Annotated in this window: 32 protein-coding genes; 9 read left to right on the forward strand and 23 right to left on the reverse strand. The window is 57.5% G+C overall.

The genetic code is table 11. From position 1 onward, the window contains the following. Position 1 precedes the first annotated feature (1 nt). The 3 genes from JFT66_RS21700 (at position 2) to JFT66_RS21710 (ending at position 2,721) form a co-directional block, all read left to right on the forward strand. Positions 2-625, forward strand: a complete 624-nt coding sequence (locus JFT66_RS21700) for a hypothetical protein (protein ID WP_198860120.1) — start codon at positions 2-4, stop codon at positions 623-625. A gap of 113 nt (positions 626-738) precedes the next feature. After that, entirely contained in the window at positions 739-1,371 is a 633-nt protein-coding gene (locus JFT66_RS21705) for a hypothetical protein (protein ID WP_198860121.1), read from the forward strand. 27 nt (positions 1,372-1,398) lie between these two features. Continuing rightward, positions 1,399-2,721, forward strand: a complete 1,323-nt coding sequence (locus tag JFT66_RS21710; RefSeq protein WP_198860122.1) for a hypothetical protein — start codon at positions 1,399-1,401, stop codon at positions 2,719-2,721. A 291-nt stretch (positions 2,722-3,012) separates the two neighbouring features. On the opposite strand, the gene JFT66_RS21715 is transcribed toward JFT66_RS21710, so the two are convergent. The 7 genes from JFT66_RS21715 to JFT66_RS21745 form a co-directional block, all read right to left on the reverse strand. Continuing rightward, positions 3,013-3,882 (reverse strand): HD-GYP domain-containing protein, encoded by an 870-nt coding sequence (locus JFT66_RS21715; RefSeq protein ID WP_223198360.1) that lies wholly within the window; start codon positions 3,880-3,882, stop codon positions 3,013-3,015. Positions 3,883-3,965: 83 nt separating this feature from the next. Further along, on the reverse strand, positions 3,966-4,214 hold the full coding sequence (locus tag JFT66_RS30095) for a DUF3391 domain-containing protein (RefSeq protein ID WP_313453700.1): 249 nt from the start codon (positions 4,212-4,214) through the stop codon (positions 3,966-3,968). Positions 4,215-4,370: 156 nt separating this feature from the next. Beyond that, a complete protein-coding gene (locus tag JFT66_RS21725) occupies positions 4,371-4,751 on the reverse strand; it encodes a hypothetical protein (protein WP_001054412.1) in 381 nt (126 codons plus the stop codon). Then, a complete protein-coding gene (locus JFT66_RS21730; RefSeq protein ID WP_000091614.1) occupies positions 4,748-5,074 on the reverse strand; it encodes a hypothetical protein in 327 nt (108 codons plus the stop codon). Before JFT66_RS21730 ends, JFT66_RS21725 begins: the two co-directional genes overlap by 4 nt. Positions 5,075-5,097: 23 nt before the next feature. Beyond that, positions 5,098-5,433, reverse strand: a complete 336-nt coding sequence (locus JFT66_RS21735; protein ID WP_000741275.1) for a hypothetical protein — start codon at positions 5,431-5,433, stop codon at positions 5,098-5,100. Between the two features lie 14 nt (positions 5,434-5,447). Further along, entirely contained in the window at positions 5,448-5,783 is a 336-nt protein-coding gene (locus JFT66_RS21740; protein WP_001172026.1) for a helix-turn-helix domain-containing protein, read from the reverse strand. Beyond that, on the reverse strand, positions 5,764-6,141 hold the full coding sequence (locus JFT66_RS21745; RefSeq protein WP_033955292.1) for a type II toxin-antitoxin system RelE/ParE family toxin: 378 nt from the start codon (positions 6,139-6,141) through the stop codon (positions 5,764-5,766). The genes JFT66_RS21740 and JFT66_RS21745 overlap by 20 nt, the downstream gene beginning before the upstream one ends. 191 nt (positions 6,142-6,332) lie before the next feature. Here JFT66_RS21745 and JFT66_RS21750 point away from each other — a divergent pair, with 191 nt between their 5' ends. From JFT66_RS21750 to JFT66_RS21760, 3 genes are all read left to right on the forward strand, one after another. Then, positions 6,333-6,935, forward strand: coding sequence for a recombinase family protein (locus JFT66_RS21750; RefSeq protein ID WP_010465829.1), 603 nt, complete (start codon positions 6,333-6,335; stop codon positions 6,933-6,935). Further along, positions 6,919-9,948, forward strand: a complete 3,030-nt coding sequence (locus tag JFT66_RS21755; protein ID WP_024015041.1) for a Tn3 family transposase — start codon at positions 6,919-6,921, stop codon at positions 9,946-9,948. Before JFT66_RS21750 ends, JFT66_RS21755 begins: the two co-directional genes overlap by 17 nt. A gap of 236 nt (positions 9,949-10,184) precedes the next feature. Further along, a complete protein-coding gene (locus JFT66_RS21760) occupies positions 10,185-11,030 on the forward strand; it encodes an AraC family transcriptional regulator (protein ID WP_003464995.1) in 846 nt (281 codons plus the stop codon). 29 nt (positions 11,031-11,059) lie between these two features. Here JFT66_RS21760 and JFT66_RS21765 read toward each other — a convergent pair whose 3' ends face one another. Continuing rightward, positions 11,060-11,578, reverse strand: coding sequence for a YkgB family protein (locus JFT66_RS21765; protein ID WP_003464991.1), 519 nt, complete (start codon positions 11,576-11,578; stop codon positions 11,060-11,062). 730 nt (positions 11,579-12,308) lie between these two features. Between JFT66_RS21765 and sdhC the strand changes: the two genes are divergently transcribed. After that, on the forward strand, positions 12,309-12,683 hold the full coding sequence (sdhC, locus tag JFT66_RS21770) for a succinate dehydrogenase, cytochrome b556 subunit (protein ID WP_005005993.1): 375 nt from the start codon (positions 12,309-12,311) through the stop codon (positions 12,681-12,683). 860 nt (positions 12,684-13,543) lie between these two features. Here the strand turns inward: sdhC and JFT66_RS21775 are convergent. The 5 genes from JFT66_RS21775 to JFT66_RS21795 form a co-directional block, all read right to left on the reverse strand. Beyond that, positions 13,544-13,810: a hypothetical protein gene (locus tag JFT66_RS21775; protein WP_003464988.1), complete on the reverse strand. Its 267-nt coding sequence runs from the start codon at positions 13,808-13,810 to the stop codon at positions 13,544-13,546. A 169-nt stretch (positions 13,811-13,979) separates the two neighbouring features. Then, a complete protein-coding gene (locus JFT66_RS21780; protein WP_003464986.1) occupies positions 13,980-14,261 on the reverse strand; it encodes a DUF427 domain-containing protein in 282 nt (93 codons plus the stop codon). Positions 14,262-14,328: 67 nt separating this feature from the next. After that, positions 14,329-14,601 (reverse strand): glutaredoxin 3, encoded by a 273-nt coding sequence (grxC, locus tag JFT66_RS21785; protein WP_005005995.1) that lies wholly within the window; start codon positions 14,599-14,601, stop codon positions 14,329-14,331. Between the two features lie 453 nt (positions 14,602-15,054). After that, entirely contained in the window at positions 15,055-15,801 is a 747-nt protein-coding gene (locus JFT66_RS21790) for a ferredoxin reductase (protein ID WP_002118292.1), read from the reverse strand. Next, positions 15,794-16,441, reverse strand: a complete 648-nt coding sequence (locus JFT66_RS21795; RefSeq protein ID WP_002118288.1) for a sulfite oxidase-like oxidoreductase — start codon at positions 16,439-16,441, stop codon at positions 15,794-15,796. The genes JFT66_RS21790 and JFT66_RS21795 overlap by 8 nt, the downstream gene beginning before the upstream one ends. Positions 16,442-16,863: 422 nt before the next feature. On the opposite strand from JFT66_RS21795, the gene JFT66_RS21800 reads away from it, so the two are divergent. Further along, positions 16,864-17,334 carry a TlpA family protein disulfide reductase gene (locus JFT66_RS21800; protein WP_003464979.1) on the forward strand — a complete coding sequence of 157 codons (471 nt, stop codon included), beginning with the start codon at positions 16,864-16,866 and terminating at the stop codon, positions 17,332-17,334. Positions 17,335-17,659: 325 nt separating this feature from the next. Here the strand turns inward: JFT66_RS21800 and JFT66_RS21805 are convergent, their stop codons facing one another. The 3 genes from JFT66_RS21805 to JFT66_RS21815 form a co-directional block, all read right to left on the reverse strand. Continuing rightward, positions 17,660-17,950, reverse strand: a complete 291-nt coding sequence (locus tag JFT66_RS21805) for a DUF1330 domain-containing protein (RefSeq protein ID WP_005005999.1) — start codon at positions 17,948-17,950, stop codon at positions 17,660-17,662. A 61-nt stretch (positions 17,951-18,011) separates the two neighbouring features. Continuing rightward, positions 18,012-18,443, reverse strand: a complete 432-nt coding sequence (locus JFT66_RS21810) for a GlcG/HbpS family heme-binding protein (RefSeq protein ID WP_005006001.1) — start codon at positions 18,441-18,443, stop codon at positions 18,012-18,014. A 72-nt stretch (positions 18,444-18,515) separates the two neighbouring features. Then, complete coding sequence (locus tag JFT66_RS21815; protein WP_002118279.1) at positions 18,516-19,529, reverse strand: zinc-binding alcohol dehydrogenase family protein; 1,014 nt, start codon at positions 19,527-19,529, stop codon at positions 18,516-18,518. Positions 19,530-19,604: 75 nt separating this feature from the next. Here JFT66_RS21815 and JFT66_RS21820 point away from each other — a divergent pair, with 75 nt between their 5' ends. Then, positions 19,605-19,772, forward strand: coding sequence for a hypothetical protein (locus JFT66_RS21820; protein WP_016487060.1), 168 nt, complete (start codon positions 19,605-19,607; stop codon positions 19,770-19,772). Positions 19,773-19,976: 204 nt separating this feature from the next. Here the strand turns inward: JFT66_RS21820 and JFT66_RS21825 are convergent, their stop codons facing one another. The 7 genes from JFT66_RS21825 to istA form a co-directional block, all read right to left on the reverse strand. After that, positions 19,977-20,945, reverse strand: coding sequence for a magnesium and cobalt transport protein CorA (locus tag JFT66_RS21825; RefSeq protein WP_003464971.1), 969 nt, complete (start codon positions 20,943-20,945; stop codon positions 19,977-19,979). Further along, on the reverse strand, positions 20,942-21,646 hold the full coding sequence (locus JFT66_RS21830; protein ID WP_003464969.1) for a glutathione S-transferase N-terminal domain-containing protein: 705 nt from the start codon (positions 21,644-21,646) through the stop codon (positions 20,942-20,944). Before JFT66_RS21830 ends, JFT66_RS21825 begins: the two co-directional genes overlap by 4 nt. 140 nt (positions 21,647-21,786) lie before the next feature. Next, entirely contained in the window at positions 21,787-22,326 is a 540-nt protein-coding gene (gene msrA, locus JFT66_RS21835; RefSeq protein WP_003464967.1) for a peptide-methionine (S)-S-oxide reductase MsrA, read from the reverse strand. 1 nt (position 22,327) lies between these two features. After that, positions 22,328-22,771: a peptide-methionine (R)-S-oxide reductase MsrB gene (gene msrB / locus JFT66_RS21840; protein WP_003464965.1), complete on the reverse strand. Its 444-nt coding sequence runs from the start codon at positions 22,769-22,771 to the stop codon at positions 22,328-22,330. 282 nt (positions 22,772-23,053) lie between these two features. Then, positions 23,054-24,175: an ISAs1-like element ISPa60 family transposase gene (locus JFT66_RS21845; protein ID WP_010455375.1), complete on the reverse strand. Its 1,122-nt coding sequence runs from the start codon at positions 24,173-24,175 to the stop codon at positions 23,054-23,056. A 354-nt stretch (positions 24,176-24,529) separates the two neighbouring features. After that, entirely contained in the window at positions 24,530-25,333 is an 804-nt protein-coding gene (gene istB, locus JFT66_RS21850) for an IS21-like element ISPst3 family helper ATPase IstB (RefSeq protein ID WP_010454871.1), read from the reverse strand. Continuing rightward, the gene (gene istA, locus JFT66_RS21855; protein WP_024012635.1) at positions 25,326-26,825 is read right to left on the reverse strand and encodes an IS21-like element ISPst3 family transposase; all 1,500 of its coding nucleotides are present in this window, start codon (positions 26,823-26,825) and stop codon (positions 25,326-25,328) included. The genes istB and istA overlap by 8 nt, the downstream gene beginning before the upstream one ends. Between the last annotated feature and the right edge of the window lie 153 nt (positions 26,826-26,978).

Here is a 26,978-nt window from a genome sequence, read left to right on the forward strand (position 1 = left end):
AATGTTCGGTGTCATGGCAGAGCCGACGGCCGCCAAAGAGCCGCCACGCAATCTGACTTCCAGAAGCAAGTTTTTATCACTTGCCCCCAACGGTCTCAGTAATTCCGAGTGGACAGAGCTGATGGACATGCTTCGCGTGGAGCAGGGGTGGAGCGATACAAGGCTGGGTAAGCAAATTGGGATCAGCATTTCGATGATCAGGCAGTGTAGGATTCAAATGCGCCCATTGCCCCCAGCTGCCAGAGTGCGAATTCTTTCTGCAATGGGCGTCGAGATGTCCCTATCTTCCCTCATCGCCGCGCTTCCATCCGCTGTCAAAGAGGCTGTCGCTGCCGCTAATGGTCAGTCGTCATTTGTTCGCAGAACTCTGATTTATGGGTTCTTCGATCGCCTCGATGCCGGTGAGACTGTCGATGTTATAAGGGGGTTTTTTGACGGCCTGGCAGCCATTGCAGGTGTCGATCAGGAAGGACTTGCTGAACGTTTGGGTTTGACTCTCGATGAGCTGATCGATCTTCGGCAAGGGCTAAGGCCAATTCCCTTTCTCGTGAAGGTGGCCATAACTGATTCGTTTACAGCACTCGACATGGGCCCTTTGATCCTCTCCCTGCTACCGACTGCTTGAACTTACATTGCTGATTGACTTCTTTCGATCGCGGATTAAGTATACGTGTTATGAATCTATATGAAGCATGACACTAAACAGCTACATCCGCTCATGCACGAAAGGAGGCTTCGATGAGCAACGCGCATATCTCCGCAATGACCAAAAGGCTCTGCGGTCACCTCGACATCTACAGCTTCAGTAGCAAAGGTCGCGATGGGCGCCGAAGCGACTCGTTGTACGCATCGGCCACGTTATGTGGTGACTGCCGAGCCAGACTTGGACGGTCGGTTGAAAGACCTGGTACAGGCTTTTTTCCTGTAGCTCTGCCAGCACTCACCGGACGACCAAATGCTGTGAGCTGGGCAAAGGATATTCGACTCAAGATTTTGAGAAAGCTGGGCCCAGTAATGGCCCAGCTAAAGAGGATTGACGATCCTCTTGCTATCGCGGCGCTTGCGGTGCACGAAATGCTTTTCAAGATCCCCCACTCGCTGTTCTGGATCGAAAACCGTGACTTCCCCTTCGACTCTGCGTGGGTTGTTTCAGAGGTCGAGCACCTGATGCGTCGCCGGCCGTCAAGTGTCGTACGCCTGAACGGAAGCTCAGCATTCTTCTACTGGTCTCAGGTAGATGCTGGAGTCATTGCTGTTGCCAGGGTGGCATCAAGTGCAGTCGTCGAAGTTGATGTCGTACCCGCTGCGCAAGTTGACGCTCCATCTGCGCACAGGGCACTACCAGTGACAGCTCAATCCATCTTTCTATAGCACTCACTTCCCTGAGGAGGCTCCCCTATGCAGGTCATGGCATCAACAATTCAAAAAGTGGAGATTTCTGAAATAAAAGCGCTCGACCCTGTGACATGCATCTTGCAAGATTTGGGTCGTTATAGCGGTAGCATCACCGTTTCTTGCGCCGGCCGCAGCTGGATGCGCCAATGGAATAACACCGGCGCCAACTCCATCGCTGAATACATTGGCTGGCAGGACGCTGAGTATTTGGCCTGTGCACTTGCACCGATGATCTCGGCGACCGTTTACGACGAGTCAATGCTTGTCGCTTACGCAAAGAAAGTCGTGTTAGAGCGCCGCCTCGGCAAAAGCCTTGATTATGATTCCCTTGATAAAGAGGACGCTCGCCGCCTATACAACGCATGCGATAGCTTGCGTGGATACGTGACATTTGAGTCCCTCCCTTCAGCGCTCATGACGGATCTCTTCGGTGATGAATGGTTTTATGCTGCTGGGCATGCACAAGGGCCGAATCCATCCTTTGAATACGTCAAGCGCATCAGTCAAGCGGTAATTGATGGGATGGCGCACCTACGGCCTGCCCATGCCGCTAAGAATCGTTTTGGTCTCGATATGGATTACTTCAAACGCAGACTCAACCGTTTGATTCGTGATCTGGCCGACTTTCCTCCAGATGAAGCAGCCCGGGAACTTGCCCGCATGGCCCGTACAGCGGATCACTCGGTTTTAGCGGAAGTTGAGTTTATCCAAGGCAATTGCAACCCCCATGTCCACCCATGTCTCTATCAGGTGGGCGAGCGGCATTGTAATGGAGGGGGATTCCTCACCGACCCCAATCACACTGTAGTATCGCTGGAGCATGAGAAGCCTTGTCCTCGTTGCAACACGATGTTGTGGTTGATGGACGCGAAAAATGAGGTGGGCACGCTCGCTGCATCCGGAGCTGACGGACAAGCAATCGAACGTATATGGCTTGACGCACTGGGTATTGCGTACCGGGAGGCCCCTGAAAGAGTTCTGGCTGCGCTGGAAGCGATTGGGGTCGTAGACGTACCGGTTCGGGCAAGTGTCGACGAGGGCGTTCTCATTCGCCGCTACAACGCGCCTGAGGCGTATGCGGATACCAAGTTTGACGAGAATGCAATTAACGAGTTCTCGATTCAGTTGAAGGTGAAGATGGCTCGTTCTCGTGCCAAGGGGCGTGATGGCTGGTTCCGGAAAGATCTGTGCTCGGCCTCAACCTTGAGCCAGATGTTGCGCGAGCACGTCGACAAGGGCGACCCCATCGATACCGGCATTTTAAGCATGATGCTTCAACAGCGCGGGGAGAGCATTGAGCTCGAGCAGGTCGCCTGTGAAGCCTAATCCCAACTGTAGAGATTTCATGATGTCCAAATTCTTTCGCTGGTCGCCGGCGCTTTTCATTTATGCGTACATGGCCAACGCGCAAGCTCTCGAAATGACCTTGTCGACGAATGCACCCGATATTGGGGATGTAAGCCGGAACCCCAGAAATTTCCGTCACCCTAGTTGGGTGGGCTCAACACTCGTGTCACCAGCTACCTTCTGGAGAATCGAGCTCGGCCATCCCTCCCTGGACGGGCATCGCTCGACGATGTTCAACGGCTCCCTCACGGGGCCGTCGTTTTGTGGGGGCTATTCCATCCACAAGTCGTCGAGGTTCTTGAAGTTCCAGAGCGTCGGGTCTTCGGGGCCAGTGATACTGTCCTTGCAACTCGTGGCCGCCAGGTCGATGGTCTGCATCGGGATCGGCTCTCTCGAGCGTAGCGAGAAGAACACGCGAACCTTGGGAGTCAGCAGTGATTCCATTCCCGGCTCAACGACAACGGCCAGACGCTGAGAGGACAGGCGAACCAAGGAGCCGACGGGGTAGATGCCCACGGCCTTGACGAAGGCGTGGAAGATGCGTTTGTCGAAATGGCCCTCCCACTTGGCCATCTGCCGCATCGCCGCGGACGGGTCCCACGGCTTTTTGTAGGCTCGCTCCGACGTCACGGCATCATAGACGTCGCAGATTGCGCCCATGCGGGCCAGGAGTGAAATGGCGTCACCGGCCAAGCGATCCGGGTAGCCGGTTCCGTCGATCTTCTCGTGATGGTGCAGGGCAATGTCCACCACCCCGGGCTCGGCCCCGCCTGCGCGCAGCATCTTTGCGCCCTCCACAGGGTGGCGCTTCATGATGGCGAACTCGGCATCGGTGAGCTTGCCTGGTTTGTTAAGCACTTCCAGCGGCATCGCGGCCTTGCCTAGGTCGTGCATCAGTCCGCCGATGCCAGCCAGGCGCGTTTGCTCCTCGTCTAGATCGAGATGCCGGGCCAGCGATAGCATCAGGGCGCAGACGGCAACCGAGTGCAGGTAGGTGTAATCGTCGTGCGTTTTGATGCGTGCGACGCTGATGAGGGCATGAGGTTGGCGCAGCACCGAGGCAGCGATTTCTCCGACCAGCGGCAACGTCGTGCTTGGGTCGACGGCCTTGCCAAGCCGGGCTTCCTGGAACATGTCCATGACTTGGGACTTGGCCGCAAGACAGAGTTTCCGTGCATAACACATTTCGCTCTCCATTGAGGTTGCGCCGTCACTTTTCTTGCTTAGTGGACTAGACGGCAGAGATTGCTCCTCCGACAATTCTCTGGGCTCTGGGCTCTGGGCTCTGGGCTCTCTGGGCTCTCTGGGCTCTCTGGGCTCTCTGGGTCGACTTGGCTTTTGGCCAAGTCGACCCAGACCTCCCCGACGCCACATTCTCGAATGGCAGAGAGATCCTGAGGCTCGGTCAGCAGGAAGCTGCCGCGCCAGAATGGGTGTCGAACCCAAGAGCCGGCGAGCTTGTGGATGTACATGCCGAGACGAAGCTCGGATACGGGAATGCGTTTTACCAACTTATTTTCCTTTCTGAGTTGGGTGGTTAGGCGTGCGCCGAGGCTGGCACCCAGCGGTAGAGCGGAGGTAAGGTCACGCCAAGATTCTTGGATCAGCCGGAACCGCCGAAATTTCCGTCAGCCGATCAACATGGCTTTGTCTCGCGCTCGGTCGATGCGTTCCTGCATCGCCTGCATGACTTCTTCGTGGGTGTACGACTTGGCGTTGGGGTCGTCGGCCTCTCGGAGAGCTTCCTCGACCTCGCGGGTCATCCGCGCATATTCTTCCGGCCACAGCGCTTGCTCCATGCGCAGCGACGCCTGCCCAAGCAGGTGCAGCAGGCCGAACAGCCGCATGTCATTGGTGGCGACGACGTGCTCTCGAATCCGCTCCTGGATCACCTCGCAGGCCCGATGCGCCTCTGGCGTCGCCGTGCCCTCGTAGCCGGCTGGGAGTTCTGCTTCTTCAGCGATTCGCGCCCAAGCGATAGCCAGCGCCTCGATGGTGGACAGGTTCATTTGCTCATCCACTTGCGCAGCAGACGCTTTTTCAGGGAGGCGCGCTCTTGCGGATTGCGTCCCTTGTGGTTGGCAATGCGATCCGCCGTGGCGGCCTGGCGCTTGATGGGCCAGTAGGAGCGGCCATCCTTACCCATCGACCAGACGTTGCTGACCTGGTTTTCCAGTAGAGGCAGATGGGCGCATAGAGCTTCCGGCGACGCGCTGGCCAGCGCGGTGCGCTCGTGAGTTCGCCAGCGCTGATGCCAGAGTTTCTTGTCCTCGCGCTCGCTACGGCAGGTCGTGTGCCCAACGATGGGCGTTTTGCGGCGGCTGCGGCTCATGATGTGGTTGTCTCCAAGAACATTCAGGACAGGCTTTCTGGGTAGAGCGCCGTCAACCGGGACAGGGTTTCTTGCACTTGTTCCAGCGAGGTCATCAGATGATCAACCTGATCCTGAAGATCCACGGCGAGATCAAATAGCTCAGCCACTCGGCTGCGTGATCCCTCGTTGAACGCGGCCATTGCCAGTTGATGCAGCTTCAACAGGTCGGTGCGCAGTTGCGGAGGTGCGCCGTCTGCGCTGTCATTCAAATCGCCGCGCAGCACGTCCACGGCATCGACTGCACGCAGCAGTGCCGTGGTATCGAAATTCTCGGGAGTCAGTTCGTCCCATTCGTCGTCGGTGATGCGGGCTGCCATCAGGAGAGCTCCGATTAAGCGGTTGCGAGCGTTAGATGCCCGATCGGCTCGGCTGCTGGCCGTACCTTGATTTCGATGTCGTAGCCGAGGCGATTCAGACAATCCATCAGCTTGCGTTCGGATAGATTGGTGAAGTCGCCGCGCATCATGCCCGACACCTTCGGTTGCGGGATGCCCATGCGTTTGGCCGCCGCTTGTTGAGTCAGCCCAAGGGCGCGCATGGCCCTCCTGATCTCGACCACCAGGCCGGTCTTGATCTTGAGCTTTTCAGCGTCAGGCAGTCCAAGGTCGGCAAAGACGTTGCCCGAGCTGCGCTGAACCTCGACGCCTTCAATAATTCGTTTTTGCATTTCGTAGCTCCTGTGCCAATACCTCGGCCACCTTCAGCCGAGCGCGGATGATGTCCATGTCGGCCTTTGGCGTGGCGATTCCGCTCTTGCTCTTCTTCTGGAAGCAGTGCAGGACGAACACCGCTTCCGCAAACTTGACCGTGTATACCGCTCGATAGGTGCCGCCGGCATCGTCTTCGACGACCTCCAGCACGCCGGCACCACCGAACCCCTTGAGCACCTTTGCTGCGTCATCCTGATCGCCTATCTGCGCCAACGAGAGCGCGTAACCGAAACGGCGACGCACGTCGGACGGCAACGCCATCAAATCCTTGTGGCTGCTCGCGATCCATTCGAGCGGTTTTTCTTTGTTTGTCATGACGGAATTTTATACCTGTTCAGGTAATGATGTAAACGCGGCAACCTCAAGGAGGTGTCGTAAAACATTTGTTTTGCGACAGGCTGTCAGCCGCCGCTGTGCTACCTGTGCAACACCCCCTCAAAAATGTACGGAAAACTCTATCGCTATTCACTATTATGCGGAAACCTGTTTTTGATGGTTATCCGCCTATGTTGGTTGGCTACATGCGCGTGTCGTCGGACTCCGACCGCCAGAGCACGGACTTGCAGCGCGACGCGCTGCTCGCCGCCGGCGTCGATCCGCGTCACCTGTTTGAGGATCGTGCCTCTGGCGCGAAGGATGACCGTGCCGGCTTGGCGCGGGCGCTTGAGTTCGTTCGAGCCGGCGATGTGCTGGTGGTGTGGAAACTCGACCGGCTCGGTCGCTCGCTGTCGCACCTGCTCGCCATTGTGACTTCGCTCAAGGACAAGCGGGTGGCGTTCCGCTCGCTGACAGAGAACCTGGACACTACGACGCCCTCGGGCGAATTCCTGTTCCAGGTGTTCGGTGCGCTCGCGCAGTACGAGCGCGCCTTGATTCAGGAGCGCGTCGTCGCGGGCTTGGCCGCCGCACGCAAACGCGGCCGGATCGGCGGCCGGCCGCAGGCGATCACTGGTGAGAAGCTGGACGCCATCGTCGCCGCGCTCGATGGCGGCATGTCTAAGGCGGCGGTGTGCCGCAACTTCAATGTCAAGCGCACTACGTTGATCGAAACATTGACGCGAGCAGGTTGGCGTGGTGCGGGAAGGACGGTCGATGAGCAACAAGAATAAGCTACTCACCGTCTTTTCTGACGCAGAGCAGGAAGCCTTGTACGGCCTACCGGACTTCGACGATGCTCAGCGGCTGGAATACCTGGCGTTGGCCGAATCTGAACTGGCGTTCGCCAGCAGCCGGCCTAGCCTGCAGGCCCAAGTCTATTGCGTCTTGCAGATCGGCTACTTCAAGGCCAAGCATGCTTTCTTCCGCTTCGATTGGCATGAGGTCGAGGACGATTGCGCCTTCGTGCTGAGTCGCTATTTCCACGGCGAAGCGTTCGAACGCAAGGCGATCACCAAGCATGAGCACTACAGCCAGAGGGGTCAGATCGCCGAACTGTTCGGCTACCGGTCGTGGGCGGCTAGCTTCCTGCCGCAACTGGCACAGCAGGCTGAACAGATCGTGCGGCGCGACGTAATGCCAGGATTCGTGGCCGCCGAACTGATCGTTTGGCTCAGCGAGCACAAAATCATCCGGCCCGGCCACACCACCTTACAAGAGCTGGTCAGTGAAGCCCTGTCCACCGAACGCAGGCGCTTGGGCGGCTTGCTGGCAGAAGTGTTGGACGAATCGGCCAAAGCTGCGCTGGGCCAGCTCCTGGTGCGTGACGACACCCTGTCTCAACTGGCAGCGCTCAAGCAGGACGCTAAAGATTTCGGCTGGCGTCAGATGGCAGGGGAGCGCGAGAAGCGCGCCACGCTGAAGTCCTTGCACGGGATCGCCAAGGCGCTGCTGCCCAAGCTCGGCATCTCGCAGCAGAACCTGCTGTACTACGCGAGCCTGGCGAACTTCTATACCGTCCATGACCTGCGCCACCTGAAGGCGGAGCAGACCCGGCTCTACCTGCTGTGCTATGCCTGGGTACGTTACCGGCAGCTCACCGACAACCTGGTCGACGCGATGGCCTTCCACATGAAAAAACTTGAGGACGAGAGCCGCACGGGTGCGAAACAGTCCTTTGTCGCCGAACAGCTGCGACGCCATCAGGAAACGCCGCAGGTTGGCCGCCTGCTGTCGCTGTACGTGGACGACAGCGTGGCCGATCCGACGCCGTTCGGCGAGGTGCGCCAACGCGCCTACAAAATCATGTCCAGGGAATTGCTGCAAAACACGGCGCAGCGCATGAGCGTCAAGCCACTGAACAAACTGGCGCTGCACTGGCAGGCGGTGGACGGCCTGGCCGAACGCATTCGACGCCATCTACGGCCGCTGTACGTCGCGCTCGACTTCGCCGGCACGGCCCCCGATAACCCATGGCTCGCGGCGCTGACTTGGGCCAAGAGCGTGTTCGCCAAGCAGCAGCGCCTATCACAACGGCCACTCGACGAATGTCCGGCGGCAACGCTGCCGAAACGCTTGCGTCCGTACCTGCTAATGTTCGATGCCGAAGGCACGCCGACAGGCCTGCATGCCGATCGTTACGAATTCTGGCTTTACCGTCAGGTCAGGAAACGCTTCCAGGCGGGCGAGCTCTACATTGACGATAGCTTGCAGCACCGGCATTTGTCCGACGAGTTGGTTTCGATGGACGAGAAAGCCGCCGTGCTCGCGCAGATGGACATCCCCTTCCTGCGGCAGCCGGTCAGTGCCCAGCTCGATGCACTGGCGACCGAGTTGCGTGCGCAATGGGTGGCGTTCAATCGCGAGCTGAAACAGGGCAAGCTGACGCACCTGGAATACGACAAGGACACGCAGAGACTGACCTGGCGCAAGCCCAAGGGGGAGAACCAGAAGGCGCGCGAGCAAGCTCTCTACGAGCAACTGCCATACTGCGATGTCGCCGACGTGTTTCGCTTCGTCAACGGCCAGTGCCAGTTCCTGTCGGCGCTGACACCATTGCAGCCACGCTATGCGAAGAAGGTAGCCGACGCCGACAGTCTGATGGCGGTGATCATTGCCCAAGCCATGAACCACGGCAACCAGGTTATGGCACGTACCAGCGACATCCCGTACCACGTCCTGGAGAGTACCTACCAGCAGTACCTGCGCCAGGCGACGCTACATGTGGCCAACGATTGCATCAGCAACGCCATCGCCGCACTGCCGATCTTCCCGCATTACTCGTTCGACCTCGATTCGTTGTACGGTGCCGTTGATGGGCAGAAATTCGGCGTCGAGCGACCAACTGTGAAGGCGCGCTACTCGCGCAAATATTTCGGCCGCGGCAAGGGCGTCGTCGCCTACACGCTGCTGTGCAATCACGTGCCGTTGAACGGCTACCTGATAGGCGCACACGAGTACGAGGCTCACCACGTGTTCGACATCTGGTACCGCAACACGTCGGACATCGTGCCGAGCGCGATCACCGGCGACATGCACAGCATCAACAAGGCCAACTTCGCCATCCTGCACTGGTTCGGACTTCGTTTCGAGCCGCGCTTCACCGACCTCGACGACCAGTTGCAGGAGCTGTATTGCGCCGATGATCTGGCATTGTACGAGAAATGCCTGATCCGGCCGGCTGGCCAGATCGACCGGCAACTCATCGTCGGTGAGAAGGCGAACATCGACCGAATCGTCGCCACACTGGGCCTGAAGGAAATGACGCAGGGCACGCTGATCCGCAAGCTGTGCACCTATACGGCGCCGAACCCGACGCGGCGCGCAATCTTCGAGTTCGACAAGCTCATCCGCAGTATCTACACACTGCGCTACCTGCGCGACCCGCAACTGGAGCGTAATGTTCACCGCTCGCAGAACCGCATTGAGTCCTATCACCAGCTACGCTCGACCATCGCCCAAGTCGGTGGGAAGAAGGAATTGACCGGCCGCACCGACATCGAAATCGAGATCAGCAACCAGTGCGCCAGGCTGATCGGCAACGCGATCATCTTCTACAACTCGGCGATCCTGTCCCTGCTGCTGACGAAGTACGAGGCAGCTGGCAATGCCAAGGCGCTGGCGTTGATCACGCAGATGTCGCCAGCGGCCTGGCGGCACATCCTGCTGAACGGGCATTACACCTTCCAGACTGACGGCAAGTTCATCGACCTGGATGCGCTCGTGGCGGGACTGGAGCTGGGCTGACGGAAATTTCTGGGATTCCGGCGTACAACCCCGTAAAATAGAAGAGTGAGCACTTGATTTGCTGGTGCTTTCAAACAACGGTGTTGTTTTTTTAACAGCCGAACTGGAAAGGGAGGCTGAGCTGCTCAGTGATCACTTTATCCGTTGGCTGATTTACGCCGGCATGTTCGCTACAGGCACTGAACGACAACGCAGATGGTATGGTCTGTGCGTTCTGACTCGTCAAGGATCGGCCAATGGATCGTTTGTCTAATTTGCTCTCGCGGTTCGGCGTGCGGGCCAATCTGTTCTATGACGGCGACCTATGCGGCTCTGCATCTTACGATGGCGCCGAGCGGCGAGGTTATATCCATCTGCTTCAGGCCGGCAGCGTGACGTTGCTTGGTCCCGATCGCAAGGATTTGCAGCTCACTCGCCCTAGCTTGATTTTTATGCCACGCCCCGCCAAGCATCAATTGTTTGCGGGTGAGTCCGATGGCGCAAAGTTGTTGTGTGCTTCCATGGAGTTTGAGGGCGGAATTGATAATCCTTTGTCGGCTTCATTACCGGACTGTTTGGTGCTCGCACTCGATGATCTGCCCATGCTGGCAGACACGTTGGAGTGGATGTTTGCCGAGGCGGCAAATGTGCATTGTGGAAGGGAAGCCGCGCTTGAGCGCTTATTTGAGCTCCTAATCATTCTGTTGCTCCGTTACCTGCTCGATCATCACCAGTTGCGCACCGGAATGATGGCTGGACTGGCCGACATGCGGCTTGCCCGATCGCTTTTACAGATGCACAACTCCCCGGAACATGCCTGGTCAATAGCAGAGCTGGCCAGTGAGTCAAATATGTCACGCGCTGCGTATGCCGTGCATTTCAAGAGTGTCATCGGACAGACGCCTGCTGATTATTTGTTGAGTTGGCGAGTTAGCCTGGCTCAGAAGCTGATGCGAGAAGGGCGCTCGATTACGCTGATTGCAGCTCAAGTCGGCTACGAAAGTCCTTCGGCGCTGTCTCGCGCATTTAGACGCAAGACGGGGTTGAGCCCTCGTGACTGGTTGAAAGATCTGGCGGGGGAAAATGATGGCAAAAAGGCCTAAGGCATTACTGCCTTAAGCCATTGAAAAAATTATGCATTAATTTTACGTTTTTCCAGTTCAACCAGCGAATGGCCTGCCACAAATATCGAAACAGCAAGCAACCCTAAGTCTTTAAGCAGAAACTGACCTGGCGCAACGGAAATCGCCGGAAACCCTAAACTAGGCTCAATGACGCCCGGAGTGGAAAACATAAAGCTAAGGGTTGTGAAGAACAGGCCTGCAGACAGAGCGCCTCCTACCACGGATAGTTTGGGCGACAGCATGCGGCCTGCGATCAGAGTGCCGATCGAAATCTCTAGTATGCCGAGCAGGCTGGAGAACATGTCGACCGAAAAAATGCTATACACCCATCCCAAAAGCGGGCTGTTGCTCACCAGTGGAACCAGGCCCTCGGCCTCGTAGTGGGTAAATTTCATGCCGCCGAACCAGAAGTAAATAATAGCGAGAGCCAAGTACGCGCCATAGATACCTAGCCCCATAGTTTTGGTTCCAAGCGTTAAGTGGGCCTGTACGCTGGACTTCGAGTTTTCAATGCCTATGGTTTTCATGTCTGAGCTTCCAGTAGTGAGTGAGAGTGTGTTGGCTGCCGAACGCCGTATGCGTTGGCGATGAGATGATTATGGCTGGCATCTCTAATCAAGAGGCATCAGAAAGTATTGATTTCAGTGCAGATCGTCTTGGGCGGTGCAATTCGCGATGAAGGGATCGCCGTGGAGAGCGATGAGTGCACTATTTCGATAAAGGAGTCGTTTTACATAGGTCGATGAAGCGCGTTGCGGCATCGCCTACTGTCATTTCTCAAATCTGACTATGGGGCTTGGGGCGAAGGGCGGCACTGACTAGGCTTAGAACAGCTACCAACTAGCCGCGCGGCCGCGATGCACAAAGAATGGTAACTGAGCCGTGAGTGCGGTGGGCGCCCGCATTTATTTCCAAACCCTACAGATACATCGATCTTCGACTTCAACCGGGCAGATAGCTGTTGCAGCAAGCCTATCAATCGACTTTGACGTGTTAAAGAGGATAGGTTTTCCAGGGTTGGGGAACAGCATGCCCTGCAGAACGACACACGTCACTTTTGTTAAATTAATAAGCTAGCTACCTATTGGGCATAACCTTGCAATTTGCTTCAATTTACGCACATGCACTTGCGACCTCAAAATGCAACGTAAGCCCCGAATATCTCCATTATTGTCGCCGCCAGCCTTAGTTACAGCTGCTATGATGAATGAGATCGAAAACTGAAATCCCCCACTAGAATTGTTGACTGGAGTCAAAATGAATAAAAAGCGGCCGGTTAATCTTGATATTCGAACCATTCAGCTTCCTCTCACGGCGCTTACATCGATTCTGCACCGGATTTCAGGAATTATGCTCTTTATTTTTCTGGGACTGATACTGTATATGCTGAGCAAATCGTTGGAGTCAGAAAAGGGTTTTAATGAAGTCAAGGAGATTTTTTCTTCACCTTTCGGCAAAGTTAGTTTCTGGTTGGTATACTCTTCATTTATTTATCATCTCGTAGCCGGAATTCGACACCTAGTTATGGATGTGGGTGTTGGTCATACTTTGAAAGGCAGCAATCGCGCCTCTACTATTGTTTTAGTAGTGTCGGGTGTTTTAATGGTTGCTGGCGCCGTATGGATTTGGTAGCTGTGGAGTCGTAATGCGTATTTACAAGGACTAAAAGCGTCCTTTAAAGCTAACTTACGAAAGTATTTATAATCGACGGTTCACGCTTAAACGGTTGAATCCTTTCGGGCTTCCGAATAGCTGTTAGCTGAAAGCTATCATGAGCTAAGTTTTCTGTGCATCATCAAATGTGTTAATGGGAGCGCCATAGTACTAGGTACAAATATGGCTCTAGGACAATGTTAGATGTTTTGGATTTTGAGGCGGATCGCTCTTATCGAAGATCGTCTAATTCGCTCTGAAGCGCAGGTTTTTTGAAACTATCACCTGGTTGGCACACTGTGCGAATCAACATCAGATATGAGAAAGCCAATCAGGTGAACACTACCCTCGAGGGCTCATCTGTCCAGTTAAAGCCTCGAGTCTTTCTGGGTGCGCAAAAGACAAGAAGGTTATATGGGAAAATTATGAGGCCTGGATACCATGCGTCATGGGCGTGCCGATGCTGTGAGTGACAGAGCGAGAAGCAAGTGAAAGTCCCTGAAGTAGGGGCGGGATGCGCCCGAGTGGCATTTTTTGTCTTAAGGTAGATCGCGTAGCTGTTCTTCAGAATAATCTTCAGAGCGTTGACGACAGCCATCGCTGTGCATTCCTCAAGAATAGAATGTGTCGGAAGGGTGGCGTCATTGGTGTTAGTCATCGCTTAGGATTTCTCAATCTGGCTTACACGGGCGCCTGTACCGATATCCCCGCGGATGGCGACGTATCGATGTTGAATTCCTCGCCAGACGAAGTGCAATGAGCTGCGGCTATAGGCTTGCGCAGCCTTAGATAGCCGGCCGTCGCAGGCGCGCCGGTTGGCCGGGATCTTCTTCTGCCCGTCAGGTGTCCGGTCGGAACTCCAGCACGAACGCTACGACCTTTTCGGCGGACATTTCGCACGGCTTCAACAATGTCCTATCTGATGTAACGCGGAAGAGGTTGAAGCTGACAATGTCAGTCCCGTCCAACTCCCTGGCGAACAGACTGTTGCGACGTCCGTCCCCAGATCGCCGGACGATCAAGCTGAAACGCCGGCCTTCATAAGTCCCTTCTCTGTATCCCTCCGCAAGCTTCGCGAAAGCGGCATCGAACTCGGAATGCTCCATGTCATCCATCCTTATTGATAGAACAGAGGCGCGGCGGGTGCGAGACCGCCAGTGCCGGGTCGCGCTAAGGTGCCGGGCAGATTCCTGCAGCCGACGAGGCCCGGGGTGGGCAGGATAATTGAGATGTCGGCGCCCGCATGGCTATCAGCGAAGTCGTCCGTCCAGTCTGCTAGGCAACGTCCACGCCTTTCCAGAAAGCGATGTAATCCCGGATACCCTCGGCATCCGGAGTGGGGGCGGGATAGGTCCAAGCGGCGTTCACGTTGAGCGCGTCACCCGCGCGAACATGAAAGAAGCGCGCGGCGCCTTTGATCGGACAGACAGATGTGTGCGGGCTCATCTCAAGCAGGCTCAGGTCGACTCCTGACGGTGGGAAGTAGTGATTTCCCTCGACGATGACTGTTTCGTCGCTTGTGGCGATAGTAGTGTCTTTCCAGATGGCTGAGACCAACGGACTCTCCTTTTGTATTCATCAACCGGCGAAGGCTCGCGGGCTGGCTGCCCCAAGCCGCACCTCCTCAGGTGGCAGGCGGGTTGCGCCCGAGAAGTTTGTCGAGCTCGCCTCTGACATCGAGCGCGAATAGCTCATCGGAGCCACCGATAAGGGTGCCATTGATGAAGATCTGCGGCACGGAGCTTCGCCCCGACGCTTCCGCCATGGCCTGCCGGTGAGCCGGATCCGCCTCAATATCGAGCTCCTTCCATCGCACGCCCTTTTCCTTGAGGAGCGCCTTCGCTCGGCGGCAGAACGGGCACCAATTCGTGGTGTACAGCAATACATCAGTTGTCATATTGCATCTCCGGCAGTTGCACGCGGATCGCTGTCATGGCGTTGATCTCCAATTCGCGGCGTTCAAAGATGGCGACTGCACCTTGGCCGACATCGGAGCAGATGCTGACGATTGGCCGCTATCCAGGCGACATGGCCCAAAGTGCTTTCACCGCCAGGCAGAGGCCGCACGCGCCTCCTGTAGCGCCGAGCCGATGCTCTAAGGTAACCGAGCCTCGATTGGGACGGAAGCGGTCCCGCTCGAATCGCCCATCATGCTGGTCGAGCATATCAGGACGACGGATAGTGCAGGAACTTTCAAATTGAGCTTGATGTCGAGCCAGGTATCGCGAGCGAAGGCGTTCTAGAGGCCGGGGGGTACGAAGACTGTGTTCGGCAAAACGGTTCACGTTGATCGCCAAAGCTTCCCAGGGCGCACGTCTACGATCGGCGCGACGTGAGATAGCTCGCGCCGCTAGCCCCCGTAGCGCTCCGTCTTGATGATGGAGGCGTCCAAGCCCGCCAGCAGCGCGCTATCGGTTGCGATGTTGACGAATCCGTTAGACCCGCAGACGAACACTTGCGTCGGCTTTCCCTGAAGCCTGGTTAGAATTTCTTGGACCATCATGCCGTCGATCCGTCGCGCAAAGTCCGATGCGCGAACCGGTTTCTCGCGCGTAATCGCGAGCGCCAGGACGAACGCCGGATCGCTGATTTCGATGCAATGAAGTTCTTCTGAGAAGAGAACGTCCTCGGCGGTTCGTGCGGACAGGAGCAACGCTGTCGGAACGGCTTGGGCCAATGCGCGGCGCTGCCGGATCATTGCCATCAACGGCACGAGGCCGGAGCCTCCCCCGATCAACAGAACCGGATCTATGGCAGGCTCAGGCCAAAGGAAATGGCCACCGAGCGGACCGCGAACTTCGATTTCGTCACCAATCGCCGCGATGTCGTGAAAAAACGGCGAAACTTCGGCATCCGGCATGCGCTCGATAGCTATCTCGACGATCGGGGTCGAAACTGCCGATGACGCGATCGAGTAGCTGCGCATTGCACTGTAGCCGTCGGGCGCGGTCAGCCGGATATCGACGTGCTGACCTGCGGTGTGCGCGAACGGCTTGCTCAACCGAAGGAAGAAGCTCTTGATACTCGGTGTTTGCTGGATGATGTCGTCGATCACGCATGATTGCCACGAACGGACTTGCGCTTCGTTTTCAGTCATGGGTGTATCGTTGTTCGCGCCACGGATCGCCGTAGATGTGATAGCCGTGCAGCTCCCAAAAGCCGGCCTCGTCACGCGTCGTGAATTGCAGCGCATTCACCCATTTGGCGGATTTCCAGAAGTAAAGGTGCGGCACTAGAAGACGCGCCGGCCCCCCATGATCGCGGGAAAGTGGCTTGCCCGCATAACTGAGGGCGACCATCGCTTTCCCGGAAAGCAGATCCGTCAGAGGGACGTTTGTCGAATAATTATCGTAGCAGTGCGCCAAGACGAAATCGGTAGGCCGATCAAGCTCTGCATCTGCAAGGATGTCTTCAATGAGTACACCCTCCCAAACGGTATCCAGTTTGGACCAAGAGGTGACGCAGTGAATATCCTTTGTCACCTGGGTCTTTGGTAGAGTGTTGAATTCGCCCCAATTCCACGTTTTGACGGGCTTCGGACCAATTTTGACTGTGAATTTCCAGTCGGAGGGCTCTACCCTCGGCGTAGGGCCGGCCGACAGAACAGGGAAATCCTCCACCAGATGCTGACCTGGCGGAATCCGATCGGACTGGTCGCCTGAACCGCGACCGGTGAAACCTCTGGTGACCATAGTGACCCCTCTTGCTCGATACGGCAGACCGAAGCCGGCCTTCATTTCAGTACTCTGCGTAAAGCATTTGCCCGCACATCCGCCGAATAAGCCAATCGACTAAAAATCAGATACAGATGCTCTATCATCGTAAAAAATCGCGTATCGAACATAGCGTCAGGCCAGCATGATTCCCAATACCCAATGGCTATAGGGTAGATAACCCCAAGGCTGCGTACGCTGATCTGCGGTATGCGGAGCGGAAGTTGCAGGTTCGCTCTCAAACGGATGGGCAGCGTGCAAAGCTCAAGGCTCACCAGCGCATGGTTGCCCAGTTCGCGCTCGCCGGCAGCTTGAGTATATTAAGGACGAAATGTCGATCTGATCTATTCTGGCTTCAGGAAATAGGGAAAATAAGGTCGGACGTTCGCGCACCGTCGCGACGCGCGATCATCCACTAAGCTTCTGTATCGGGGTTGGAGGATCAGATGAACGAGATCGAACGACAAGCGCCTGAGCTGCGGGTGCAAAAATGGATTGGCAAAGATGGGGAAAGTATCGCGCCGTTCAAACTGTCAGATATCGGGCCCGGCCCGAAAATCTTGTTTGCCTTCCAGCATTGGTGCCAAGGTTGCCATTTGCATGGGTTTCCGACGCTACAAAAGTTGCATGCAGCGTTGAGCTCAAAAGACGTGGGGTTCGCAGTGATCCAGACCGTCTTCGAAGGAACGCATGAGAATACCTTCGAGAAGTTGCGCGTGAACCAGCTCAAGTATGAGCTTCCTATCGTTTTCGGTCACGACGAGCAACCGACCGGCTCGCCGTTTCCAACCTTCATGGAAGACTACCGCACACGAGGAACTCCGTGGTTTACGGTTATCGACGCTGGCGGTAGCATTGTTTTCTCGGACTTCCATCTCGACGCGGAGCGACTAGTGAAGCAACTTGAGCAAGGTTAATCGTTGGAAGGTGGGCAATCATCCTGATTGCCACCCATCCCCTGATGCCCACTACAGGCGTTGCGCGCTGTAACTCTGTTGATCAGCGTGCGAAAACCCGGATCCGGATAGGAGGAGCGTCAACGATTGAATCAATCCGTTGGGAGAGGGCGGCTCCGCTCCGTCAGCTCGGCAATAGATAACCCATTCTCGCCGAGCAACTCTCTGATCCGATCGACGATATGAGCCCCTAGCGCCGCTGTCTTGGTCCCCCCCACAGATTCCCAAGATGCGAGTTCACACGCCGATACCTCGTGGTCAGCGCCGAAGTGCTTCTGTCGGTATGTCACCGCCGCCCTTCAATGATAAAGGCGCGGTAACGGGAACCGGCAAAGCGTTGAGCAGCGATGGTTTGGTAGGCGGGACTGTCATACCAGTCGCGAGCGGCCTGCATCGTCGGGAAACGCAAGATTACGGCCCCTTCGATGGGCGGCCCCTCCAAATGCTGGATCGCGCCATAAGCGGCGAGAAAGGTAACGTCGTGACCATCGAACGATGGTCCGACGCCTGCAGAATAGGTTGCGAGTGCATGTGGGTCGCTGGTTTCTTCCCGCGTAAAGACGACGAACGCTTCCATCATTAGGCCTCTCAAAGGTTGGATCTGTTGGCCATTACCACCGGTGATGGCCTCACAGTCGTCAGGCTGGCAACTGGAACCCGATTTTCATGAGTGCCTCGACGCACGCATCCTGATCCTGCTGATAGTTGCCTCCGGAGATGCCTATGCCGCCGATCAACTTCCCATCCTCCAGAATCGGATAACCGCCGCCGACAGCGACCATCCGAGGGCGATAGGCTAGCGGCGCCACTTTTGGATCGTTGGTCACATAGTCGTTCCAGACATGGGTCGGGAACCCAAACGAGGCGGAACTCCAGGCCTTGTCGATGGCAACATCGACGGTAAGGAACGGCGCATCGTCGGTGCGCTCGAACGCGCGCAGGTTACCGGTGGCGTCGACGACGGCGACGGCAGCCGGGATGCCGATGGCACGGGCCGCAGCGAGCGCCGCGTCGATGAGGGCGACTGCGGTTTCGCGGTTGATCGAGGCGGTGGCAATAGATTTGGTCATGGGATTCTCATCGCTGGGGCATAACCCGTTCGGCTTTTTGAGGTTGGACAAGATGTTTGGCGATCGCGGTCGTTAGAAGCCTTCGAGGACGATCTTGCCTTTAGCCGCGCCACTTTCGATCAGTGCATGCACCGTCTTCAGATTGGCGGCATTGATCGGCGACAGTCGCCGGGTCAGCGTCGTGCGGATTTTGCCGTCGTCAACCAGCGCTGCCATCGCATCCAGAATCTCGCCCTGCTCATTCATGTCGGGCGTGCCGTAGATCGACCGCGTGAACATCAGCTCGTGGTGGATCGACACCGCCTTGCGCTTGAAAACCATGATATCGAATGCCTTGGGATCGTCGATCAGTCCGAACCGTCCTTGTGGGGCGATCAGTTCGGCGATGTCGGCGACATGTTGCTCGGTATGTGTGGTCGAAAAGACGAAAGCGGGAGCACCGATGCCGAGTTCGGCGATCTGTGGCGCGAGCGGACGAGAATGGTCGATGACGTGGTGAGCTCCAAGCCCTCTTACCCACTCTTGGGTTTCCGGTCGAGAGGCTGTGGCGATGACGGTGAGGTCCGTGCGCTGTCGCGCGATCTGGACGGCGATCGACCCAACCCCGCCCGCGCCACCGATGATGAGGATCGCCTCCGCCGCACCGGGTACGGGCTTCGCCACGTCCAGGCGGTCGAACATCGCCTCCCAGGCCGTCAACGTCGTCAGCGGCAGCGCCGCCGCTTCCGCCCAGGAGAGCGACGCAGGTTTGTGACCGACAATCCGGGCGTCGACGAGATGGAACTCCGCATTGGTACCGGGCCGTGTGATCGATCCGGCATAATAGACCTCGTCGCCTAACTCGAACTGCGTGACGTCGGGGCCGACCTCGCGCACAATCCCGGCGGCATCCCATCCCAGCACCTTCCAATCGCCATCTGCCGGCGGCGTGCTGTTGCGGACCTTGTAGTCGACCGGGTTGACCGAGACGGCCTTCACCTCAACCAGGATATCGTATCCTGCAGCGACAGGCCGAGGCAGATTGATGTCGACCAGCGCGGCATCCGCGGCGATGGGTCCCGGAACCTTGTAACCAATGGCTTTCATAAATGTCTCCAGCTTGCTTGATCGGATGACGCGAATGCTCGTTAGTCAACTTCTTCTACATTGAGGTCCCGACTCTTGAACTGGGTCGCGGTAGCAGATTTCATCGAACACGTCGATCAACAGGCCCTTATGCTCGGTCGCCGGATCGGTGATCGCGTAGAGGGTGGAGGCGTTATCGCCATCATCACCGCTTCCGAGGCGAAACGCCGCGTCGACGCAGATGCCGCACGGACCGATGGTTGATCCTGGCTCGAGATCGACGAGATTGCTGTCCTTGACGCGCTATTCGCGGTCTTAGCCCTTGGCGATGAAGGACTGAACTGCTTGTAGAGCGTCGGTCAGCTGCTATGTCATGGACGCACCTTCATCTTGAGTTGGATTGGACAAGCTTCCGTATAAGGCCCGCTGTAACCGTCAGATGACGGCGAAGAAAACGATGGGCAGTATTCACAGCCACTTAGCCTTCTTGAAGCGCACAAATAGGAAAACGCACGATATCGCTATCACTCCGAGCACGACAAAGTATCCGTAGGCCGTGTCCAGCTCCGGCATGTGCTTAAAGTTCATGCCGTATATTCCAGCGATCGCCGTCGGGACTGCCAGTATTGCCGCCCAAGCCGCCAGCTGGCGGGTGATCACCCCCGTCCTTTGCGCTTCAAGAAGGCTGCTGGCCTCAAAGACCGTGGACAGGACAAGCAGGAGGCCGTCGACCATGGACTGCACGCGGTGGACATGGTCCGCGACGTCGTGGAAATATGGTGTCATTTCGGCGCTGATGCAGGGAAAGTGGCCGCGAACGAGCTTTCGCACCAGCTCGGCCATAGCCCCGAGCGTGCGCTGGAACCGCGTGAGTTCGGACCTTAGTTCGAAGATTCGCGCCACCTCTTCTGGCCCGAGGAAATCGTGCAGCGACCGTCGCTCCATCGCCAGGACGTCGTCCTCGATCATTTCGAAGATGGGCAGATACTGGTCGACCACGCGATGCAAGATCGCGTGCAGCACATAGTCGACACCCTTGCCGAACTGCGTCGGCGATGCCTCGAGTTGCTCCCGAAGTTTGCCCAGCGCTCCGGCATTGCCGTGCCGCACGGTGATAAGGTGATTGTGACCGGTGAAGATCGCCATCTTGCCGTAGCTGATCCGGTCGCCGACCAGCTCGGCGGTCTGCGCGACGACGTACAACTCATCGTTGTAGACCTCGAGCTTGGGCGGGCACAGCGGGTGCATCGCGTTGTCGATCGCCAACGGATGAAGATTATATGTCCTTTGGATCGCGAGTAGTTCCTCGGGGGTGGGTTCGCTAAGCGCGATCCAGCAGAAGCCCGAGCGACTCTCGCCCAACTTGACGTGCTCATCGAGCGCGATTTCGCGAACTCGCTTGCCTTCGTTGTAATAATAGGCGGCGATGATGCTCATGCTGGCCTCGCGGGAATGTGGAGGCCACGCTGGACGGCCGGTCGAGCCAGCCCGCGTCCAAGCCATGCGCGGACGTTCGAAAAGCTGCTGAGGCCAAGGATGTCACCCGCAGCGTAGAATTCCACCAGCGCATTCACCCAGCCGAGCGTCGCGATGTCCGCGATCGAATAGTCGTCGACGATCCAGTCGCGGCCTTCCAGCCGGCGATCCAGAATCCCCAGCAGACGCGTGGATTCGTCGATAAAGCGCTGTTGCGGCCGCTTGTCCTCATAGTCCTTGCCGCCAAATCGCAGGAAGAAGCCGAGCTGACCGAACATCGGCCCGATGGCCGACATCTGAAAGAACACCCACGCTAGGGTCTCGTAACGCTGGCCTGGTTCGGTGGAGATGAACTGACCCGTCTTGTCGGCCAGATAGAGGAGGATCGCACCGGATTCCCATAAGGCGATGGGTCTACCGTCAGGGCCAGCCGGATCGATGATCGCCGGTATGCGTCCGTTCGGGTTCAGCGACACGAACGCCGGATCCTTCGACTCGTTGTTCGAGATGTCGATCAGGTGGGGCTCGTACGCCAGGCCAGTCTCCTCAAGCATGATCGAGACCTTGACGCCATTGGGCGTAGGGGCTGCGTAGAGTTGCAGGCGATCGGGATGAGATGCCGGCCAGCGCTGCGTGATCGGAAAGGACGAGAGGTCTGGCATAAATCTGCGATCCTGGTGTTGCGATGGCGACTGACTGGAACGAGCCGTCACTCTGAAGTAGGGTTCGATGACCGCGTCGCTGAACGACGCGGTCACGAAGATTGCGGACCGGATCGGCGCAGTGGCAACGGCAGTGAAGCCTATTCCGCCGCGGTCCCGGCCGCTGGCTGTACGTCGTCAACCTTTTGGCGCTTCGGAAGCACCCAGCCGGGACGGACGAAGTGGCAGGTGTAGCCGCCCGGGCGCTTCTCCAGATAATCCTGGTGATCGGGCTCGGCCTCCCAGAACTCGCCGACCGGCTGGACCTCGGTCACCACTTTGCCATCCCACAGCCCCGAGGCATCCACATCGGCGATCGTATCCTCGGCGACGCGCTTCTGCTCCTCGTCGACATAATAGATGCCCGACCGGTAGGAGAGCCCACGATCATTGCCCTGGCGGTTCAGCGTCGTCGGATCGTGGATCTGGAAGAAGAATTCCAGGATGTTCCGGTAGCTCGTCACTGTCGGGTCGAAGACAATCTCGATCCCCTCGGCATGCGTGCCGTGATTACGATACGTGGCGTTCGGAATATCGCCGCCCGTGTAACCCACACGGGTCGAGATGATGCCGGGCCGCTTGCGGATCAGATCCTGCATGCCCCAGAAACATCCTCCTGCGAGAACAGCGCGCTGATGCATGTTAAGCCTCCTCTACTTGATCGAGATATTCACCGTATCCCTCGGACTCCATCTCGTCGCGCGGGATGAAGCGAAGGGACGCTGAGTTGATGCAGTACCGCAGACCGCCGCGGTCGGAAGGACCATCGGGGAACACATGGCCGAGATGACTGTCTGCGTGTACTGACCTGACCTCCGTCCGGACCATGCCGTGTGCGCTGTCCCGCACCTCGTTCACGTTTGCCGAAACGATCGGCTTGGTGAAGCTGGGCCAGCCAGTACCCGAATCGAACTTGTCCGTCGAAGCGAACAGTGGCTCTCCCGACACTATGTCGACGTAGATGCCAGGCTCCTTGTTGTCGTTGTACTCGCCCGTGAAGGGCCTTTCGGTGCCCGCCTCCTGGGTAATTCGGTGTTGCTCGGGAGTCAGGTGGTCGATTGCTGTCTGTGACTTTTCAAACTTCATTACAGTCTCCAATACTTATCTAGAGGGCCAGGCACGCTACCGCTAATTTTTTATGTCTCCTGATTTGCTCCTACAATGGTAGTGGGATGGCAAACGAGGTTTTACTAAGTGTTGGAAAATTAGAGATTTAAATTTCGCGTCTATTAGTTCTAGCGCAACTGAGTGGTTAAGCAAGTACGTAATCAGTAAATATTAAAAAAATAACACAAAAGCACGATTATATAATACAGTGTCAGTGTTTTATGATAATCAACAACGCCTGTCAAGGCAATCGCATGAAGCTCACCTGAGACCTAATAGTTCAGCCCGATAATCATCAGAGGTTGCAGCAATCAGCCTTCGTGCCTTGATGCCACCCTTGCGCTTGACCGGATCCAACCGGATCAAATTCAATGTAAGTTGCTTGAGAACGGCCATGTTGTGGGCAGCATGCCCGGTTCGGATCCGCATCTGATCGTCACCAAAAATGACATCCATGCACCAGTGGACGCGGTTCTCCACGCCCCAGTGCGCCCTGATGGCATGTGCGATGCGCTCTGCATCCGGAGCAAGACTGCTGATGTAGTAACGGCGCTCCAGGCTGGTCTGGTTGCCCACAGTCCGCTCGGACTCCAGCATCACGAAAGTGCGCAGTCCTGGCCAGCGTTCTGGCTGTGGCAGGCACTGGAGTTGGTCGAAAACATGGCAGCGACGAACCTCCAGCCGGCCATGGTCCTTCTCGACATGCTCGAAGTGCGCATGGGGTACCCGGGCAGGATCGCCGTCCAAAAAGGTGTCAGCGAAGTCATCGATCGCTTCGGCCAGCTTCGGCTGGTTTCCCTTGATGGCCAGCAGATAGTGCGCCCCGCGATCGAGAATGGCCTGTGCAATGTCCGGCTGGGTACCCATGGCATCGATCGTCACGGTGCAGCCCTCAAGCGCCAGTGTGGCCAGCAGCTCAGGAATGGCGGTCTTCTCGTTGGACTTCTGGGAGGTCGCCCTCTGCCCGAGAATCAGCCCTGAATCAGCCGCAAAAGCGCTGACCAGGTGCAACGGGGCCGTGTTTTTCTTGCCGGAGCGGCGACTGGTCTTGCCGTCTAGGGCAACCACTTGCGGAGAAAGGGCCGGTAGGATCGCCGCAACCCAACAGCGGAAGGCCTGCTCGAACTCCTCTGGATCGATCAGGCTGAATAGCCGTCCAAAGGTGTCGTGTGAGGGAATGCCGTGGGGTAGTTTCAGAATACGGCGGAACCAGTCCAGCCGCTGCTCAGCCCAGAGTTCGATTTCGATGAAGGTGTCAGCGCCGGCAAGCACGCCGCAGATAGCCACGACCAGTGTTTCGACCAGGTCGTGACGAATCTTGCCCTGCTGACGGGGATCATTGATGGCGACCAGAACATCGGAGATTGGTATGTGATGCGACATTGCAGGGCATCCTGAGTAGAGAGGCGCTCAGGATGCCCGCTGGGAAAGGACTCATTCAAATCGGCAGGCGTTCATGCGATTGCCCTGCAACGCCTGTTTAGATGCTGGTAGATGCGAATTTTTTGGCGTACAGTCAAAATTTTCTGATGGTTGCTTAGTGTGTTGGCGCTGATGGAAAATTGACCCACCCTGCCGATTGAAATTTGACCCAGGGCGGATTGCTGATTTTGTTACCAGCAACTGTGGATAAGTCTACCAGCGCAGCTGCTGTTGCCCCCACTCCTTCGCTAGCCCAGTTCAGTTGTTTAAGACCTGCCACACGCAGCCATGTAGCAGGCCGTCGTCGCCATGAAATCAGAACGGCTCATCGTCCTCCGGTTCCTGGCCGCCCTTACGCTTTCGCTCCCGTGATTTGATCTTGGCCTGGGCCGCCAAGCTACTGTGTTGCAGGCGATAGGACTCGTTACCGGTTTCGACGATGTGGCAGTGGTGGGTCAGCCGATCCAGCAGGGCGGTGGTCATCTTGGCGTCGCCGAACACGCTCGACCATTCGGCGAAGCTCAGGTTGGTGGTGATCACCACGCTGGTGTGTTCGTACAGCTTGGATAGCAGGTGAAACAGCAACGCACCGCCGGCCTGGCTGAAGGGCAGATAACCCAGTTCGTCGAGGATGACCAGATCCATGCGCAGCAGAGCTTGGGCGATCCGCCCGGCTTTGCCGTCGTGCTTTTCGCGCTCCAGCAGATTGACCAGATCGACCGTGGAGTAGAAGCGCACGCGCTTGCCGTGCCGGGTGATGCCGGACACGGCCAGCGCAGTGGCCAGGTGGGTTTTACCGGTGCCAGGCCCACCGATCAGCACCACGTTCTGCGCGGTGTCGGTAAAGGCCAGACTGGCCAGTTCGCTGATCAAACGAGCGTCTGCGCTGGAGGCGCTGAAGTCGAAGCCGGCCAGGTCGCGGTGCATCGGCAGCTTGGCCATGTTCATCTGGTGGCTCACCGAGCGCATGGCGCGATCTGTGTGCTCTTGTTCCAGCAGGTGTTCGAGCAGCCACTTGGACGAGGCTGTGTTCGACTCACCCTGCGCAGTCAACTCCGCCCAGGCCGTGGCCATGCCGTGCAGGCGCAGCTCCTTGAGTTCCGCCATCAAATCACGCATGACCGATCTCCTCGGTCTGGCCACGCAGGCGGTCGTAGCGCGCCGTGTTAGCGACGGGGGCTTCCTTGAGCGACAAGTGGGTTTCGACGCTGGGTGGTGGTTCGGTCGCGGCCAGGCGCGCCACGACATTGAGGATGTGTTCGGCGCTCAGGCTGCCGCTTTCCAGTACCAGCTCAACAGCCACCAGCACCGCATCGAGCCCGGCGACCGGTACGGCAGCCAGAACTTGCGCCATGATCCGGTCACCGCCGGCATGACGCCCCAGACCGTGCTTAAGCTGACGCAGCGGCGCCGGCAGATCAGCAAAGGGCGCGCCGTTGCGCAGCGCACCGGGCTTGCGTTCGATCAGCGGGAGGTAGTGCTGCCAGTCATAGCTGACCTGGTCGCGATCCAGCAAGCGGACATGGCTGGCGATCAGCGCGTCGTCAGCCACCACCTCGATTCGCGTCGGATACAAACGGCTGCTGACCCACTTACCCGCATACTCACACGGCACCGAGTAGCGGTTGCGCCCGACGCTGACCAGGCAGGTGCTGGAGACCCGCGCAGGCCGCTCGACGTAACCGTCGAATGGCGCTGGCACAGGCATCAGTTCAGCGCGCTCCAACTCCAGCACTTCGGCCACACTCAGCCCGCTGTATTGAGGGTGCGTCAGCTCGTTCCAAAGCGCGCGGCAGCGCTGGCCCAGCCAGGCATTGAGTTCCTCGAAGGAGTGAAACTGGCAGTCCTGGGCGTCTAGCCAGATACGCCTGCGGCTGTCTTGCACGTTCTTTTCAACGATGCCCTTTTCCCAACCAGCGGCGACGTTGCAGAAGTCCGGATCGAACAGGTAATGCGCGCACATCACCGCAAAGCGCGCATTCACCGCCCGGCCTTTGCCCTTATTGACCTTGTCGACGGCGGTCTTCATGTTGTCGTAGATGCCCCGGCGCGGCACGCCGCCCAAGGAGCCGAACGAGCGTGTATGGGCGTCAAATAACATCTCATGGCCCTGGCTCGGATACGCCACAAGCCAGAACGCACGGCTGGCACACAGCTTCAGATGTGCCACCTGCATACGCCGGTAAATGCCGCCGACCAGCAAGCCTTCCTCGCTCCAGTCAAACTGAAACGCCTCGCCAAGAGCAAAGGTCAGCGGCACAAAGGCCTGCGACGCCTTGCCCTGTCCCCCTCGCCAGGCACGGATAAACGCGGTGAGCTGGCTGTAGCCACCGTCATAACCTTCGGCTTTGATTTGCGCCAACAGCGCCTTGGCACTGCGCCGCTGTTGCTTGGGCCGCAGCGAATCGGCTTTTAGCGCCTGCTCCAGCGTGGCGTGAAAAGGGCTGAGTTTGTTGAAGATCGCGCGGCGTTGGTAGACCGGCGGCTTGGCCTCAGGTGCTCTGACCCACTTGCGAATCGTGTTGCGCGCCAACCCGGTGCGCTTGGCTATCTCATGCAGCGACAGCTTGTCGCGGAAATACATCCGGCGAATTTTGCCCATCATTTCCATACTGATCACCCTGTGTTCTCCTGCTCAAAAATTGAGCAGAAGCAGTTGAACACCTGGGTCAGTTTTCAGTCGGCAGAACAGCCTCTACTGGGTCAGTTTTCGGTCAGCGGCAACACCCCGGCGGCAATCAGCGCGTCGCGCTGCAAATCGGTA

Source organism: Pseudomonas sp. MF6755 (assembly GCF_016405635.1).
In the GTDB taxonomy this organism is placed as follows: domain Bacteria; phylum Pseudomonadota; class Gammaproteobacteria; order Pseudomonadales; family Pseudomonadaceae; genus Aquipseudomonas; species Aquipseudomonas haemolytica.

Bases quoted from the DNA above. Each gene is read 5' to 3' on its own strand.
- JFT66_RS21700 (WP_198860120.1), top strand. From the start codon at position 2: ATGTTCGGTGTCATGGCAGAGCCGACGGCCGCCAAAGAGCCGCCACGC.
- JFT66_RS21705 (WP_198860121.1), top strand. From the start codon at position 739: ATGAGCAACGCGCATATCTCCGCAATGACCAAAAGGCTCTGCGGTCAC.
- JFT66_RS21710 (WP_198860122.1), top strand. From the start codon at position 1,399: ATGCAGGTCATGGCATCAACAATTCAAAAAGTGGAGATTTCTGAAATA.
- JFT66_RS21715 (WP_223198360.1), bottom strand. From the start codon at position 3,882: ATGGACATGTTCCAGGAAGCCCGGCTTGGCAAGGCCGTCGACCCAAGC.
- JFT66_RS30095 (WP_313453700.1), bottom strand. From the start codon at position 4,214: ATGTACATCCACAAGCTCGCCGGCTCTTGGGTTCGACACCCATTCTGG.
- JFT66_RS21725 (WP_001054412.1), bottom strand. From the start codon at position 4,751: ATGAACCTGTCCACCATCGAGGCGCTGGCTATCGCTTGGGCGCGAATC.
- JFT66_RS21730 (WP_000091614.1), bottom strand. From the start codon at position 5,074: ATGAGCCGCAGCCGCCGCAAAACGCCCATCGTTGGGCACACGACCTGC.
- JFT66_RS21735 (WP_000741275.1), bottom strand. From the start codon at position 5,433: ATGGCAGCCCGCATCACCGACGACGAATGGGACGAACTGACTCCCGAG.
- JFT66_RS21740 (WP_001172026.1), bottom strand. From the start codon at position 5,783: ATGCAAAAACGAATTATTGAAGGCGTCGAGGTTCAGCGCAGCTCGGGC.
- JFT66_RS21745 (WP_033955292.1), bottom strand. From the start codon at position 6,141: ATGACAAACAAAGAAAAACCGCTCGAATGGATCGCGAGCAGCCACAAG.
- JFT66_RS21750 (WP_010465829.1), top strand. From the start codon at position 6,333: ATGTTGGTTGGCTACATGCGCGTGTCGTCGGACTCCGACCGCCAGAGC.
- JFT66_RS21755 (WP_024015041.1), top strand. From the start codon at position 6,919: ATGAGCAACAAGAATAAGCTACTCACCGTCTTTTCTGACGCAGAGCAG.
- JFT66_RS21760 (WP_003464995.1), top strand. From the start codon at position 10,185: ATGGATCGTTTGTCTAATTTGCTCTCGCGGTTCGGCGTGCGGGCCAAT.
- JFT66_RS21765 (WP_003464991.1), bottom strand. From the start codon at position 11,578: ATGAAAACCATAGGCATTGAAAACTCGAAGTCCAGCGTACAGGCCCAC.
- sdhC (WP_005005993.1), top strand. From the start codon at position 12,309: ATGAATAAAAAGCGGCCGGTTAATCTTGATATTCGAACCATTCAGCTT.
- JFT66_RS21775 (WP_003464988.1), bottom strand. From the start codon at position 13,810: ATGGAGCATTCCGAGTTCGATGCCGCTTTCGCGAAGCTTGCGGAGGGA.
- grxC (WP_005005995.1), bottom strand. From the start codon at position 14,601: ATGACAACTGATGTATTGCTGTACACCACGAATTGGTGCCCGTTCTGC.
- JFT66_RS21790 (WP_002118292.1), bottom strand. From the start codon at position 15,801: ATGACTGAAAACGAAGCGCAAGTCCGTTCGTGGCAATCATGCGTGATC.
- JFT66_RS21795 (WP_002118288.1), bottom strand. From the start codon at position 16,441: ATGAAGGCCGGCTTCGGTCTGCCGTATCGAGCAAGAGGGGTCACTATG.
- JFT66_RS21800 (WP_003464979.1), top strand. From the start codon at position 16,864: ATGAACGAGATCGAACGACAAGCGCCTGAGCTGCGGGTGCAAAAATGG.
- JFT66_RS21805 (WP_005005999.1), bottom strand. From the start codon at position 17,950: ATGGAAGCGTTCGTCGTCTTTACGCGGGAAGAAACCAGCGACCCACAT.
- JFT66_RS21810 (WP_005006001.1), bottom strand. From the start codon at position 18,443: ATGACCAAATCTATTGCCACCGCCTCGATCAACCGCGAAACCGCAGTC.
- JFT66_RS21815 (WP_002118279.1), bottom strand. From the start codon at position 19,529: ATGAAAGCCATTGGTTACAAGGTTCCGGGACCCATCGCCGCGGATGCC.
- JFT66_RS21825 (WP_003464971.1), bottom strand. From the start codon at position 20,945: ATGAGCATCATCGCCGCCTATTATTACAACGAAGGCAAGCGAGTTCGC.
- JFT66_RS21830 (WP_003464969.1), bottom strand. From the start codon at position 21,646: ATGCCAGACCTCTCGTCCTTTCCGATCACGCAGCGCTGGCCGGCATCT.
- msrA (WP_003464967.1), bottom strand. From the start codon at position 22,326: ATGCATCAGCGCGCTGTTCTCGCAGGAGGATGTTTCTGGGGCATGCAG.
- msrB (WP_003464965.1), bottom strand. From the start codon at position 22,771: ATGAAGTTTGAAAAGTCACAGACAGCAATCGACCACCTGACTCCCGAG.
- JFT66_RS21845 (WP_010455375.1), bottom strand. From the start codon at position 24,175: ATGTCGCATCACATACCAATCTCCGATGTTCTGGTCGCCATCAATGAT.
- istB (WP_010454871.1), bottom strand. From the start codon at position 25,333: ATGCGTGATTTGATGGCGGAACTCAAGGAGCTGCGCCTGCACGGCATG.
- istA (WP_024012635.1), bottom strand. From the start codon at position 26,825: ATGGAAATGATGGGCAAAATTCGCCGGATGTATTTCCGCGACAAGCTG.